11 protein-coding genes are annotated in these 13,795 nt (G+C 65.7%); 3 read left to right on the forward strand and 8 right to left on the reverse strand.

Going from position 1 to position 13,795, the window contains the following annotated elements; genetic code table 11:
* Positions 1 to 42 precede the first annotated feature (42 nt).
* The 7 genes from WD430_RS07920 to WD430_RS07950 form a co-directional block, all read right to left on the reverse strand.
* On the reverse strand, positions 43 to 525 hold the full coding sequence (locus WD430_RS07920; protein WP_339105478.1) for a GNAT family N-acetyltransferase: 483 nt from the start codon (positions 523 to 525) through the stop codon (positions 43 to 45).
* 262 nt (positions 526 to 787) lie between these two features.
* On the reverse strand, positions 788 to 946 hold the full coding sequence (locus tag WD430_RS07925) for a hypothetical protein (RefSeq protein WP_339105479.1): 159 nt from the start codon (positions 944 to 946) through the stop codon (positions 788 to 790).
* Positions 947 to 1,164: 218 nt separating this feature from the next.
* Positions 1,165 to 2,517: an oligopeptide/dipeptide ABC transporter ATP-binding protein gene (locus WD430_RS07930; protein WP_339105480.1), complete on the reverse strand. Its 1,353-nt coding sequence runs from the start codon at positions 2,515 to 2,517 to the stop codon at positions 1,165 to 1,167.
* Positions 2,510 to 3,676 carry an ABC transporter ATP-binding protein gene (locus WD430_RS07935; RefSeq protein WP_339105481.1) on the reverse strand — a complete coding sequence of 389 codons (1,167 nt, stop codon included), beginning with the start codon at positions 3,674 to 3,676 and terminating at the stop codon, positions 2,510 to 2,512. Before WD430_RS07935 ends, WD430_RS07930 begins: the two co-directional genes overlap by 8 nt.
* Before the next feature lies 1 nt (position 3,677).
* Positions 3,678 to 4,709: an ABC transporter permease gene (locus WD430_RS07940; protein ID WP_339105482.1), complete on the reverse strand. Its 1,032-nt coding sequence runs from the start codon at positions 4,707 to 4,709 to the stop codon at positions 3,678 to 3,680.
* A gap of 1 nt (position 4,710) precedes the next feature.
* Positions 4,711 to 5,712, reverse strand: a complete 1,002-nt coding sequence (locus WD430_RS07945) for an ABC transporter permease (RefSeq protein WP_339105483.1) — start codon at positions 5,710 to 5,712, stop codon at positions 4,711 to 4,713.
* A gap of 108 nt (positions 5,713 to 5,820) precedes the next feature.
* Positions 5,821 to 7,401, reverse strand: a complete 1,581-nt coding sequence (locus WD430_RS07950) for an ABC transporter substrate-binding protein (RefSeq protein ID WP_339105484.1) — start codon at positions 7,399 to 7,401, stop codon at positions 5,821 to 5,823.
* Positions 7,402 to 7,682: 281 nt separating this feature from the next.
* On the opposite strand from WD430_RS07950, the gene WD430_RS07955 reads away from it, so the two are divergent.
* Entirely contained in the window at positions 7,683 to 8,102 is a 420-nt protein-coding gene (locus tag WD430_RS07955; protein WP_339105485.1) for a PPC domain-containing DNA-binding protein, read from the forward strand.
* A 1-nt stretch (position 8,103) separates the two neighbouring features.
* Entirely contained in the window at positions 8,104 to 11,763 is a 3,660-nt protein-coding gene (locus tag WD430_RS07960; protein ID WP_339105486.1) for a DNA polymerase II large subunit, read from the forward strand.
* 295 nt (positions 11,764 to 12,058) lie between these two features.
* On the opposite strand, the gene WD430_RS07965 is transcribed toward WD430_RS07960, so the two are convergent.
* Entirely contained in the window at positions 12,059 to 12,967 is a 909-nt protein-coding gene (locus tag WD430_RS07965; protein ID WP_339105487.1) for an alpha/beta hydrolase, read from the reverse strand.
* 444 nt (positions 12,968 to 13,411) lie between these two features.
* Between WD430_RS07965 and WD430_RS07970 the strand changes: the two genes are divergently transcribed.
* On the forward strand, positions 13,412 to 13,750 hold the full coding sequence (locus tag WD430_RS07970; RefSeq protein ID WP_339105488.1) for a hypothetical protein: 339 nt from the start codon (positions 13,412 to 13,414) through the stop codon (positions 13,748 to 13,750).
* Positions 13,751 to 13,795: the final 45 nt, after the last annotated feature.

Consider the following 13,795-nt stretch of genomic DNA (forward strand, 5'->3'; position numbering starts at 1 on the left):
ACGCTCACCCGTCGTTCGGTCCGAATGCCGGCTACCCGACGGTCAGAGTTCGAGCGTGTAGACGACTTCCCGGCGCTCTTGGCCGCCTATCTCGACGGTTCCCTCGCCGGTCCGCTCGAACCCCTGTCGCTCGTAGAACTCCTGGCCGCCCTCGTTGGAGGCGAGGTCGATCGCCCGCACGCGCTCCATATTGAAGTCCTGCAAGTCCTCGCAGAGCCGCTCGTGCAGCGCCGTCCCGATCCCCTGTCCCTGATGGTCCGGATGGACCGCCATTCGGAGGACGTCGCCCTCTGCCCCGCTGACGACGCCGTGGGTGAAGCCGACCACCTCATCGTCGACTTCGGCGACGAGAAACGCCGTTCCCGGTTTCGACAGCGACTCCTCGAGTCGCTCGTCGCCGTACCAGTCGTCGATCGTTTCGTCGATCGCGTCGGACTCGAGTTCGTCGTACGTTTCGTGCCAGGTGTCGCGAGCGACGCTCCTGATCGCCGAACGGTCCTCGAGGGTGGCCGGTCGAAGCTCCATACCGCCCGCTACACCGTCGGCTGTCAAAGTGGTTTCACCCATTCCTCTGGGGCAATAACAGGCGACTAGAACGGTCGCTTCGAGTGGAACCGAAACGGGAGTCGAACGCTGGTTGCGGGAGGCGGTCGAACGATACGACTCCGTGCGAATGACTGTCGAGCCAGCGGAGGCCGGTGGCTGCGATCGGCGCGGTCGCTACGAAGTCAGTCTCGAGTGGAAGGAGAGGGGTCGCGATCGCGGGCGGCGGACATCGCCGTCGTCCTCACCCGGTGAGGAGACCGCCGGCCGGGATACGCGTCGCGGGACTGCCGTCCTCGTTCGTCGTTCGGTCGTCCCCGAAGTCGGGGGAGTGGCGGATCGTTCGTCGGGCCTTTGCGAATCGCTGCGTGCCTGCCGTGACGGTGGCGAGTATCTTACTCATGTATGAGTAAAGAAGTGCGGCACGCATATAAGTATTTTCGAAATGAAAGATGGTGTGGTTCCAGCGGTACTGGACAGAGATCCTGTTATCTGACGAACGGGCGCTTTAGACTCCTTCGATGCCGAATTCGGGTGATTTATCAACACTAATTTCCGGTCCTAGAGAGCAGTTCACAATGGTACTAAATCAGATACAACGGCGGTATCGATGCCGAACCGTCAGCGGTGGAGGTGACACGCGGCGAAGTGCTCGCCCGACCCGACGGCCGGCTCGAGTTCGTACGCGGGTCGCTCCTCGGCGCAGATACTGCGTTCGGCGAACGACTCGAGCAGGAGGGCGGCCGCCTCGTCCCAGTCGTCCTCGGTGACGGCCCCGCCGCCCGCACCGGCCGAGCCGTCGCCGCCGTTGCGGTCGGTCGCGAGCCGGTCGATCGCCTCGGCGACGATCTCGCCGGCTTCGCCGCCGGGCGGCTGGCCGCCGAAGAACTCCCGGCGGAGCTCGTCGGCCGGCATCGCCTCGAAGGTCCGGCGTTTGACCGCGCGCATGAACGCGCGGGTGTGGGCCCACTCCTCGTCGGTCAGGTCGTACTCGTCGGGGGCGATCAGCCGCGGGCATCTGGTTCGGAACCGACAACCCGAGGGCGGGTCCTGCGGGCTCGGTACCTCTCCCTCGAGGACGCCGCGGACGCCCTCTTCGCGCGGATCGGGGACGGGGATGGACTCCAGCAGCGCCTTCGTGTAGGGATGCTGGGGGTTCTCGAACAGCTCCTCTTTCTCCGCGAGTTCGACGATGTGGCCCAGATACATCACCGCCACGCGGTCGGAGACGTAGCGGATGACCGAGAGATCGTGGGCGATGAAGAGGTAGGTCAGGCCGAACTCCTCCTGGAGCTCGTCCATCGTGTTCATCACCTGGGCCTGGATGGAGACGTCGAGCGCGGAGACCGGTTCGTCACAGACCACGAAGTCGGGGTCGACCGACAGCGCCCGCGCGAGGTTGATCCGCTGGCGCTGTCCCCCCGAGAACGCGTGGGGATGGCGGTTGTAGTGGCGCGGATCGAGCCCGACCTTCTCGAGCAGTTCCTTCGCCCGCGCCTCCCGCCCCTCGTCGTCGAGCATGTCGTGGGCCCGCATCGGCTCCTCGATGATCTGCCCGACCTTCATGCGGGGATCGAGCGACGACTGCGGGTCCTGGAAGATCATCTGCATGTCCGAGCGCGTCCGCCGCAGCTCCTCGCCGCCGAGGTCGGCCAGATTCTCGCCCTTGAAGTAGATGTCCCCCTCGGTCGGCTCGAGCAGGCGCAGGATCGTCCGGCCGAGCGTGCTCTTCCCGCAGCCGGACTCGCCGACGAGCCCGAGCGTCTCGCCGGGCCGAATCTCGAGCGAGACGTCGTCGACCGCCTGAACGCTCCCGTGGTCCACGCTGATCGGTGGAAACCGATCCGGATCGAACTGCAGCCCCGCGAACAGCCCCGACTCCTGGGCGAAGTGCTTCGAGACGCCCTCGAGTTCGAGCAGCGGGCCGTCCCCCTCGTAGCCGCTGTCGTCGCCCAGTCGAAGCCCGCTACTCACGGCCCTCACCTCCGCCGTCGTCGGTCGTCGGGTTCGCGGTGAGACTCGAGTCGGCGCCGGCGGCTTCCTCCCCGCTCGGCGTCGGCTCCCGTCCCTCGAGCGGCGGGCTCTCGTCGTAGCCCACGTCGAAGGCGTCGTGTTTCACGCAGGCCGCTCGATGGGGCTCGCCGTCGCCGTCCGCGACGACCTTCGGCTCGGGATGGACTCGCTTGCACACCTCCCGCGCGTCGGGACAGCGGGGGTGGAACCGACAGCCAGAGGGCGGGTCGATCGCTTCGGGCATCACGCCCTCGATGGGCTCGAGGTCCTCGACGGTCCGGTCGGGGCGGGGCATCGAGTCGAGCAGGGCGTTCGTGTAGGGGTGTTGGGTGTCGTAGAACAGGTCGTCCACGGAGGCCTGCTCGATGATCTCGCCGAGGTACATCACGTTCACGCGGTCGCAGATCTCCGCGACGACGCCGAGGTCGTGGGTGACCCAGATGAAGCTCGTCCCGTACTTCGCCTGGAGCTCGTCGACGAGATCGAGGATCTGGCCCTCCACGGTGACGTCGAGCGCCGTCGTCGGCTCGTCGGCGATGATGAGACTGGGCTCGCAGGCTAAGGCCATCGCGATGAGCACGCGCTGGCGCATCCCGCCGGAGAACTGGTGGGGGTACTCCTCGTAGCGCTGCTCGGGATCGGGGATGCCGACCTCCCGGAGCATGTCGATCGCCTCCGCCTTCGCCTCCTCCTCGGAGAGCCCGCGGTTGAGTTCGATGAACTCCCGGAGCTGTCCGCCGACGGTGAAGACGGGGTTGAGCGACTCCATCGGGTCCTGGAAGATCACCGCGATCTCGTTGCCCCGGATTCGGGTCCGGATCTCCTCGTTCGAGAGCACGTCGTCCCGTTCCCGGAGTTCGCCGTTCGGTCCCTCCTCGAGGCCGAAGATGGTCTCGCCCTTGTAGGTGATCTCGCCGGCGACGATCTCGCCGGGGTCCTCGACGAGCCGCAGCAGGCTCATCGAGGCGACCGACTTGCCGGCGCCGCTCTCGCCGACGAGGCCGACGATCTCGCCCTCGTAGACCTCGAAGGAGATCCCGTCGACTGCGCGCACTGTACCGGCTTCCGTGAAGAACTGCGTCTTGAGGTTCTCGACGCGAAGGAGTGGTTCGGAGCTCATGTTAGTCGTTGATCCGCGGGTCGAGGGCGTCCTGTAAGCCGTCGCCGAACAGGTTGAAGCCCATGATGGTGATCATGATCGCGATTCCCGGCCAGATCGACAGCCAGACGTTCGAGTGCATGTAGCCGTGGGCGGTCCTGAGCATCGCGCCCCAGTCCGGGGTCGGCGGCTGGGCGCCGTAGCCGAGGAACGAGAGGCCGGCGACGATGAGGATCGTCACGCCGATCTGCAGCGTCGCGTACACCAGCACCGGCGCGAAGCTGTTCGGAATGACGTGCCTGAGGATGATGTTGCGATCCTTGACGCCCGCCGCCCGAGCCGCCTCGATGTAGTCCATCTCGCGGATGCTCAGGACCCGGCTCCGGATGATGCGGGCGAAGACCGGCACGAACGTGATTCCGACGCCGAGCACCGCGTACCAGATGTTCGCCCCGCCGACGAAGACGGTGAAGACGATGATGAGGATCAGCGGCGGGATCGAGTAGACCGTCTCGACGGCCCGCATCAGGACGTCGTCGATTCGACCGCCGTAGTAGCCGGCGGTGGCGCCGATGAGCGTCCCGCCGAGCAGTCCGATGAACGCCGAGATCAGCCCGACGAACACCGACACCTGCGTCCCGTAGACGATCCTCGTGAAGTAGTCCCGGCCGGCGCGATCGGTCCCCAGCGGGTGCTCGAGGGTGCCGCCGGCCGGTAACGGGTTCCACGACTGCTCCGCGAGCGGGAAGTACGGCGGGACGTGTTCCTGGCCCTGGCCCGGCGGCGGGATGTGGGTCGGATGGTCGAAGATCGGGAGCAGCTGCGCGAACCGATAGTTCGACACGTGCCCGAACGTGAGCCGCGAGAGGTTGCTGTCGATCAGGGCGTACACCGCGACGAATAGCACGAACGAGACGATGTACAGCCCCCAGCGGGCCGTCGTGTCCCGTTTGACCTGTGCGACGGTGTACCGCCAGCCGACGCGGGCTTCGACCTCGTCGTCCTCTGGGACCGATTCCGAGCCGCTTTCGATCTGTGATTCGCCGACTGCCATGTTATTCACTCTCTCCGTAGGTAACGCGCGGGTCGACGTACGCGTAGGAAATGTCGGTGACGATGACGCCGATCACGAACAGGAACCCGAGCATCATCGTGATCCCCATCACGAGCTGGTAGTCGTTCTGGGCGATCGCGTCGACGAACAGCCGACCCATGCCGTTGATGTTGAACACCGTTTCGACCAGCACCGCGCCGCCGATCGCCGTCGACAGGTTCAGTCCGACGATCGTGATGATCGGCAGCTGGGCGACGTTGAAGGCGTGCTTTCGCAGGATCGTCCGCTCGGGCACGCCGTAGGCGCGGGCCAGCTTGACGTACTCGCCCTGCAGGGACTCGATCATCTGCGTCCGCTCGACGCGCATGATCGTCGCCATCTGGAGGGTCCCCAGCGCGATCATCGGCAACAGCAGGTGCCTGATCGTCTCGTAGTAGAGCTCGGGGTACCCGCTGATTCCCCGAACGGCACTGGGCGGTCGCCAGGGGTAGACGAGCCCGCTCGAGGGGAACCAGCCGAGTTTGACCGCGAAGATGAGGATCAGGACGATCCCGATCCAGAACGACGGGGTGCTGACGCCGAAGAGGGCGACGATCCGCGAGACGTGGTCGGTCGGTTCGTTGCGCTTGTTCGCGGCGATGATGCCGAGCGGGATCGCCGTCACGAGCGCGAACGCGTACGCCGACAGGACCAACAGCAGCGTCGGTCCGATCCGTTCCAGCATCAGGTCCGCGACCGGGCGCCGGTAGTAGATGCTCCGGCCGAAATCGCCCTGCAACAGGCCGGCCATGTACGTGACGTACCGCTCGTGTAACGGTCTGTCGAGTCCGTACCGCTGTTCGATCGCCCTGACCTGTGCTTCGGTGTGCTCCTGTCCCTGCAGCATGAGGCTGACCGGATCACCTGGTCCGAGGTTCGCCAGCAGGAACGTGATGACGGAGATCCCGATCAGAACGGGGATCGCCTGTAAGATCCTGTATATCGTGTATTTGAGTAGTTTCATTGGTCCGCGGGTCGGTAGTGATCTCGTCGCCGTTCCGGTGCCGGCGGTGGGGGCGGTCCGCCGGGGTTCGATCGACGGGCCCGAACACCGTGTTCGGGCTCGGTTCGTTCACTCGATCGAGACGTTCGCGTAGTCCGAGGCGAGGGTCGGGTTGTACGTGGAGTCCGGGTGCGCCTGCAGGTCCTGCACGTAGTCTCGCGAGGCCATCGTGTTGTCCTGCGTGAACGCGGGCAGCGCCGGGAGCTGCTCGACGATCTCCCGGATGATCGGTTCGTAGATCTCGTAGCGCGCCTCCTGATCGGCCATATTACGCGCCTGCGCCAGCCCCTCGTGGAAGCCGTCGCTGCCCTCGTAGAAGTGGCCCTGGTTGAGCTCCTCCTGACTCTCGTGGAACAGCGAGTAGAGGTAGAAGTCCGGGTCGGGACCGCCGCTCCACCCCAGCAGGTACATGTTGTAGTCGTCGGCGTTGCCCGTGGTGTACGTGTCCACGAGCGTCGAGAAGTCGAGCTGCTGGACGTCGGCGCCGTAGCCGATCTCGTCGAGCCGCGTGGCGATCCGTTCGGCGAGCTGCGCGCGGATCCCCTCCGGCGTGATGATCGTCGGCTCGAAGTCGTCGGGCGCGTGCTCGTCTAACAGCGACTGGGCCTCGTCGGGATCGTACCCCGGCAGGAGCTCCTGGTACTCGTCTTCGGGGAATCCCCAGACCTCGTTGACGACCGGCGGGATCGGGCTGTACATCGGCGACGTCACGTTCGCGGCGTTGGACTCGATGAAGTCCTGCATCGAGAACGAGTGGGCGACCGCTCGGCGGACCTCGGGGCTGGTCGTGGGCCCCTCGTTGCAGTTGAACGCCATGTACATGTACGTGGCACTCTCCGCTGAGTGGAGGTTCACGCCCTGCTCGCTCTCGAGGACGTTCCAGTCGTCGTTCGGAATGCCCGCGATCACGTCGGTGTTCTCGGACCGGATGTCGGAGACGCGTCCCGCCGGGTCGTCGTGGGCCACGAAGCGGACTCGCTCCAAGTTCGGCTCCAGATCGTCCCAGTAGTCGTCCCATCGGGCGATCTCGACGTAATCGCCCTCGAGTGCCTCGAAGGTGAACGGCCCGCTCCCCACCGGGTTCCTGTTGAACGCCTCGGGGTCTTCGGACCGGACGCTTTCGGGGACTACCGACACGCCCATCGTCTGGAGCTCGAACGGACCGTACGGGTCCTCGCCGAGGTCGACCTGGAGCTGATAGTCGTCGATGACCTCAGTGCTCTCGATCATGTCGTACTCGGCGGCGTTCTCCGTCTCCTCCTCGACCGGGGCGGTAAACGAGTAGGCGACGTCCGAGGCGGTCACGTCGTCGCCGTTGTGGAACTCGGCCGCCTCTTCGATCTCGAAGATAAAGCGCGTTCCCTCGCGCTCGACGGTCGGCTCGCCCGTCGCGAGTTTCGGCTGGAGCTCGAGGTCCTCGCCGAACTCGTAGAGCCCGTCGAAGACGTGGTTGATCACCTGAAAGCTGTAGACGTCGTTCGAAACGATCGGATCGAACTGGTCTTCCCGCGATTGCTCTTGCGTGAACTGGAAGGCGTCGTCGCCGCCGTCGCCTCCCCCACCGATGCACCCTGCGATCGCTGCTCCGGAGACCGCAGCACCCGAGGCGAGGAGCTGCCGTCGAGAGAGTTCTATGCTGCGTTGCACCATAACGTATGATATGGTATGACACTACGAATATAGCTTTTGCCACCTATCAAAATTATTGGAGAAATTGCGTGGATGGTTGTTGGAATATGAGTAATCGTGGATATGTTAGGGACATGCCGTATACTTATATACGGAATCGTCCACTCTCGTTGTACTCTCCCGATACCGCGCCCGACTGTCCGCTCTCGTTGTCGGTTTCGTGCTCCGGCGACTCGGGGGAGCGATCGCTCCACGGTGGCCAACCGGAGAGCTTTTTCTATGGGCCGGTACAGATGTTGAGTATGAACTACCGCGCCGTCGAGACGACGGACGAGTACGTCGCCCGCCTCGAGCACGGCGCCGACTGGCGGGCCGAGATCGAGTCGCTCGCCGAGGAGGTCGAGGCCGACGCGGCCTGGTTTACCGCCCTCGGCGCCGTGCAGGACGCCGAACTCTGGTTCTACGACCAGGCGGAGTGCGAGTACTACCCGATCGAGTTCGACGAACCGCTCGAGGTCGCCAGCTGCGTCGGCAACGTCTCGCGGCTGGATGACGAGCGATTCGCGCACACCCACGTCGTCCTCTCGGACGACGAGGGGACGACGTACGCCGGCCACCTGAACGAGGCGACGGTCTGGGCCGGCGAGGTCCACATGCGCGTCTTCGAGGAGCCCCTCGAGCGCGAGTACGACGAGACCACCGAACTGGACCTGTGGCTCTGACATGCGCGAGGCAGACGAGCGCTACTTCGAGCGACTCGAGTCCCAGTTAGACGAGGCCTTCGACGTCGCCGAGCGGGCCAAGGAGCGCGGCGCCGATCCGAAACCGGAAGTCGAGATCCCGACCGCGCGGGACATGGCCGACCGCGTCGAGAACATCCTCGGGATCGACGGCGTCGCCGAGCGCGTCCGCGAACTCGAGGGCGAGATGAGCCGGGAAGAGGCGGCCCTGGAACTGGCGAAGGACTTCGCCGAGGGACGGGTCGGCGACTACGAGTCGAAGGCCGGCAAGGTCGAGGGCGCCGTCCGCACCGCGGTCGCGCTCCTGACCGAAGGGGTCGTCGCCGCCCCCATCGAGGGGATCGACAAGGTCGAGATCTTAGAGAACGACGACGGGACGGAGTTCGTCAACGTCTACTACGCCGGTCCGATCCGCTCTGCGGGCGGGACCGCGCAGGCCCTCTCGGTGCTCGTCGCCGACTACACCCGCGCGCTCGTCGGCATCGAACAGTACGGCGCCCGCGACGAGGAGATCGAGCGCTATGCCGAGGAGATCGCCCTCTACGACAAGGAGACCGGGCTCCAATATACGCCCAAGGACAAGGAGACGAAGTTCATCGCCGAGCACATGCCGATCATGCTGGACGGTGAAGCCACGGGCGACGAGGAGGTCTCCGGCTTCCGCGACCTAGAGCGGGTCGACACCAACAGCGCCCGCGGCGGGATGTGTCTGGTCATGGCCGAGGGGATCGCGCTGAAGGCCCCGAAGATCCAGCGCTACACCCGCAACTTAGACGAGGTCGACTGGCCGTGGCTGCAGGACCTCATCGACGGCAACTACTACGACGACGCCGGTGACGAGGAGAGCGCGGACGACGGCGACGAAGACGACGCGGCCGACGACGGCGACGCGGAGAGCGCGGACGGCGGCGACGCCGAGTCCGACGCCGACGGCCCCGAGGGACCCCCGCGCGTCGACGAATCCACGAAGTTCCTCCGGGACCTGATCGCCGGGCGGCCCGTCTTCTCTCACCCCTGTGCGGAAGGGGGCTTTCGACTGCGCTACGGTCGCGCGCGCAACCACGGCTTCGCGACCGCCGGCGTCCACCCCGCCGCGATGCACCTGGTCGACGACTTCCTCGCGACCGGCACCCAGATCAAGACCGAACGACCCGGCAAGGCCGCCGGCGTCGTCCCCGTCGACTCCATCGAGGGGCCGACCGTCAAACTGGCCAACGGAGACGTCCGGCGGATCGACGACCCCGACGACGCTCTCGAGATCAGAAACGGCGTCGAGAAGATCTTAGACCTCGGCGAGTACCTCGTCAACTACGGCGAGTTCGTCGAGAACAACCATCCGCTCGCCCCGGCCTCCTACACCTACGAGTGGTGGATCCAGGACTTAGAGGCCGCCGGCGCCGACGTGCAGGCCCTCGCGGACGACCCCCGGATCGACCTCGAGTTCCCCGACCCCGAGGAGGCCCTCGAGTGGGCCCTCGAGTACGACGCGCCGCTGCATCCGGAGTACACCTACCTCTGGCACGATATCTCGGTCGACGCCTTCTGCGGCCTCGCCGCGTCGGTCGCGGACGGGCGGATCGAGCGGGACGGCGACGGCAGCGTGAACGGCAACGGGGACGACAGCGTCCTCGTCCTCGCGCACGACGACGCCGTCGCGGACGCCCTCGAGACGATCGTCATCGAGCACCGCCAGCGCCCCGACGCGGACCGCATCGAGATCGACGACTGGCGGCCGTTCGTCCGCACCGTCGGCTGCGAGCCCCGGCAGGCGGTCGCCGACGGGGCCGCGCTCGAACCCGAGGGCGGCGAGCGCCCCGTCATCGAACTCGAGCGCACCTGGTCCGACGATGACCTCTCCGACCGCGCCCGTAACTGGGGCCGCGAGGACGAACCCGCCGGCGCCAACGCCGTCGAGGCCGTCAACGAAGTCGCGCCGTTTCAGGTGCGCGAGCGCGCCCCCACGCGGATCGGCAATCGGATGGGACGCCCGGAGAAGTCCGAGAGCCGCGACCTCAGCCCGCCCGTGCACACGCTGTTCCCGATCGGCGAGGCCGGCGGCGCACAGCGCAACGTCGCCGACGCCGCCAAACACGCCGAGACGATGTCGGACACGCCCGGCGTCGTCGAACTGCAGGTCGGCCGCCAGCGCTGTCCCGACTGCGCGACGGAGACGTTCAAGAACCGCTGTCCCGACTGCGACGCGCGGACCGAACCGGACTATCGGTGTCCCGACTGCGACGAGTCCCTCGAGCCCGACGACGCCGGCCGCGTCGAGTGCGACCGCTGTGAACGCGAGGGCACCTGCGTCGAGGTCCGCGAGATCGACGTCAACGACGAGTTCCGCTCCGCCCTCGAGTCCGTCGGGGAACGCGAGAACGCCTTCGACATCCTCAAAGGCGTCAAGGGGCTGTCCTCGACGAACAAGATCCCCGAACCCATCGAGAAGGGGATCCTGCGCGCGAAACACGACGTCTCGGCGTTCAAGGACGGCACCGTTCGCTACGACATGACCGACCTCCCGGTCACGTCCGTCCGCGCCAGCGAACTCGACGTCGACGTCGGTCAGCTCCAGTCGCTCGGCTACGAGGAGGACATCCACGGCGATCCGCTGACCCACGAGGACCAGCTGGTCGAACTCAAGGTGCAGGACATCGTCCTCTCGGACGGCGCGGCCGAGCACATGTTGCAGACGGCCGACTTCATCGACGACCTGTTGGAGCAGTACTACGGCCTCGAGCCGTTCTACGAGTTCGAGGACCGGCAAGAGCTGGTCGGCGAACTCGTCTTCGGGATGGCGCCCCACACCTCGGCAGCAACTGTCGGGAGGGTGATTGGTTTCACGAGCGCGGCGGTCGGATACGCTCATCCGTACTTTCACGCCGCGAAGCGGCGGAACTGCGACGGTGACGAGGATTGCGTGATGCTGCTTCTCGACGGACTTCTCAACTTCAGTAAGTCTTTCTTGCCCGATCAGCGCGGGGGGAAGATGGACGCCCCCCTCGTCATGTCCTCCCGCATCGATCCCTCCGAGATCGACGACGAGGCCCACAACATGGACGTCGTCTCGCAGTACCCCCGCGAGTTCTACCTCGCGACCCGCGAGCAGGCCGACCCCGAGGACGTCGACGTCCAGATCGCCGAGGCGAACCTCGGAACCGACCTCGAGTACACCGGCTTCGAACACACCCACGACACCACCGACATCGCGATGGGGCCCGACCTCTCGGCGTACAAGACGCTGGGTTCGATGATGGACAAGATGGACGCCCAGCTCGAGCTCTCGCGGAAACTCGAAGCCGTCGACGAGACCGACGTCGCGGAACGGGTCATCGAGTACCACTTCCTCCCGGACCTGATCGGGAACCTGCGCGCGTTCTCCCGGCAGGAGACCCGCTGTCTCGACTGCGGCGAGAAGTTCCGGCGGATGCCCCTGACCGGCGACTGCCGGGAGTGCGGCGGCCGGGTCAATCTCACCGTCCACAAGGGCTCGGTGAACAAGTACATGCAGACCGCGATTCAGGTGGCCGACGAGTACGACTGCCGACCCTACACGAAACAGCGGTTAGAAGTGCTCGAGCGATCCCTCGAGAGCATCTTCGAGAACGACAAGAACAAGCAGAGCGGTATTGAAGACTTCATGTAGACCAAACTTTTGCTCTGCGTGCGGTCGCTCCGCGACCGCACTCGGCAAAACTTTGATGAAAAGCACTCCTCCTTCCGTTCCGGGACGCAGAGCGTCCCTCCACATCAGTCGTCGGCCCGCTCGCTCCCTTCGGTCGCTCGCGGCGACTACCGGTGAATCGCCTGCCCTCCCCCGTTGAGCGGACGCTACGCGTCCGCGATGCTCGGAAGAGCTTGCTCTTCCGTAGAGTCGCGCGGCTCTCGCAGTGCTCGAGCCGCGCTCTCGGCCATACAGTTAGAAACGTAGATGCGTTCGCTCAGTTACCGACTCGAGTGACCCCGGGCATCTCGGCCGTCGGGTAGTCGATCGTCGGCGCACAGCGGCGGTCCGGGAGCCAGTTTCGGAGGCTCTCGTTGAACCGCTCGGGGCGCTCTCGAGGCGCCCAGTGGCCGCAGTCCTCGATGACGTCGAGTTCGGCGTCCGGGATACGGTTCGCGGCCCGTACCGACCACTCGAGGGGGACGAGGGGGTCCTCCTCGCCGTGGATCAGCAGCGTCGGGACCGACAGGTCGTCGAGATCGTCGACGAAGTTCGTCGCGACGCGGCCGTCGTACGAGAGTTCGTTCCCCTGAAACTCTTTGAACGCCTGAATCGATCCCGGTTCCATCAGTTTCTCTCGGGCGTCGTCGACGAATTCGTCGGAGAGGCCGCCGGAGTCGGCGACGAGGCTATCGAGGACCAGTCTGACGCTATCGGTGGTGGCGCCGGCGGCGATCTTGCCCAACTCCGTCATCCCGGGGACCTGCGACAGCAGCTTCCACGGGAGCGCGTTGGGCAGTCGCCCGCCCAGTCCGTAGCTGTCGACGAGCGCCAGTCGCTCGATTCGCTCGGGGCGCTCGAGGGCGTAGCCCAGCGCTGCACCGCCGCCCATCGAGATCCCAGCCAGCGAGACGCGCTCGTAGGGGAGCGACTCGAGGAACCCGTCGAGGACGTCGACGTAGGTATCGATCGTGTGGGTGACCGAGCCGGTGCTGCGGCCGTACTCCGGCCAGTCGATCGCGTAGACGCGGTAGTCCTCGGAGAGTGCGTCGATGGCGTGGCGCCACGAGACCGTCGCGTCGTCGATGCCGGCGCCGTGACAGAGGACGATCGGGGGGCCGCTCGTCCCCGCGCGCCGGTAGGCGATCCGACAGTCACCGACGGTGGTGACGCCGGTTCCCGTCATAATCGCCCCTCGCTATCGACGGGACGGCTCGGAGACGGGACGACGATCGGACGGCGATCGAACTGACGACCGAACGAAGGCGTCTGAATCGACACGTCCACCGAAAGCGCTCGATCGTTGTCCACCTTTTCCCTTGCAATAGTCGGTACCGTTCTCACCGCCTCGTCACCGATACCGCGTCGGCTAGCCGACCGCCGACCGTCGGGCGAATCGAGCGTGCGGGTACGTATCATGCCATGGCTATCTATACGGGGGATGTATATTGTTTTCTATTATCGCGGGTATCCCTTCCATCACTTCCTGACAGCTCGGTTTCGGTTTACAATTCTGCTCCCCTTCCGTACCGCTCACCGATCGCTCGTCACGGGCCGGTACTGATCCTCGAGCGGCCGTTCGCACAATGCGCGCTGTGACTTTATCGCCGTCGCCGGTGTCGATTCACATATGGTCGAAACTGGGGAGACACCGGCGAAGGAGGGCGAGCAAGAAGCCGTCGAGGACGTTCGCGACCTCAACTTCGGGCAGGTCGTCTACGACGAGGACGGGAACGAACTCGGGACGATTCGCGGTTTCGAGCAGAGCGGCTTCTTCGTTACCACGCGCGAGGGAGCCGAGGCGATGAGCGTCGAACACGCCCGCTCGGGCCACGAGTTCGGCGAGGCGGAACTCATGTGGCGCTGCATGGAGTGCGGCGAGATGGGCGACATCGACGACGGACTGCCCGACGAGTGCCCGAACTGCAACACCGAGCGGGAGAACCTGATGTACTGGACCGAGGACTGAGCGGGCGTCGATCGGACCGGTACCGGCAGAAAGGAACGACGATGT

Source organism: Haloterrigena sp. KLK7 (assembly GCF_037914945.1).
GTDB classification, from domain to species: domain Archaea; phylum Halobacteriota; class Halobacteria; order Halobacteriales; family Natrialbaceae; genus Haloterrigena; species Haloterrigena salinisoli.

Excerpts from the sequence above, each read along its gene's own strand:
- WD430_RS07950 (WP_339105484.1), bottom strand. The coding sequence starts at position 7,401 with ATGGTGCAACGCAGCATAGAACTCTCTCGACGGCAGCTCCTCGCCTCG.
- WD430_RS07955 (WP_339105485.1), top strand. The coding sequence starts at position 7,683 with ATGAACTACCGCGCCGTCGAGACGACGGACGAGTACGTCGCCCGCCTC.
- WD430_RS07970 (WP_339105488.1), top strand. The coding sequence starts at position 13,412 with ATGGTCGAAACTGGGGAGACACCGGCGAAGGAGGGCGAGCAAGAAGCC.
- WD430_RS07945 (WP_339105483.1), bottom strand. The coding sequence starts at position 5,712 with ATGAAACTACTCAAATACACGATATACAGGATCTTACAGGCGATCCCC.
- WD430_RS07940 (WP_339105482.1), bottom strand. The coding sequence starts at position 4,709 with ATGGCAGTCGGCGAATCACAGATCGAAAGCGGCTCGGAATCGGTCCCA.
- WD430_RS07935 (WP_339105481.1), bottom strand. The coding sequence starts at position 3,676 with ATGAGCTCCGAACCACTCCTTCGCGTCGAGAACCTCAAGACGCAGTTC.
- WD430_RS07925 (WP_339105479.1), bottom strand. The coding sequence starts at position 946 with ATGAGTAAGATACTCGCCACCGTCACGGCAGGCACGCAGCGATTCGCA.
- WD430_RS07960 (WP_339105486.1), top strand. The coding sequence starts at position 8,104 with ATGCGCGAGGCAGACGAGCGCTACTTCGAGCGACTCGAGTCCCAGTTA.
- WD430_RS07965 (WP_339105487.1), bottom strand. The coding sequence starts at position 12,967 with ATGACGGGAACCGGCGTCACCACCGTCGGTGACTGTCGGATCGCCTAC.
- WD430_RS07920 (WP_339105478.1), bottom strand. The coding sequence starts at position 525 with ATGGAGCTTCGACCGGCCACCCTCGAGGACCGTTCGGCGATCAGGAGC.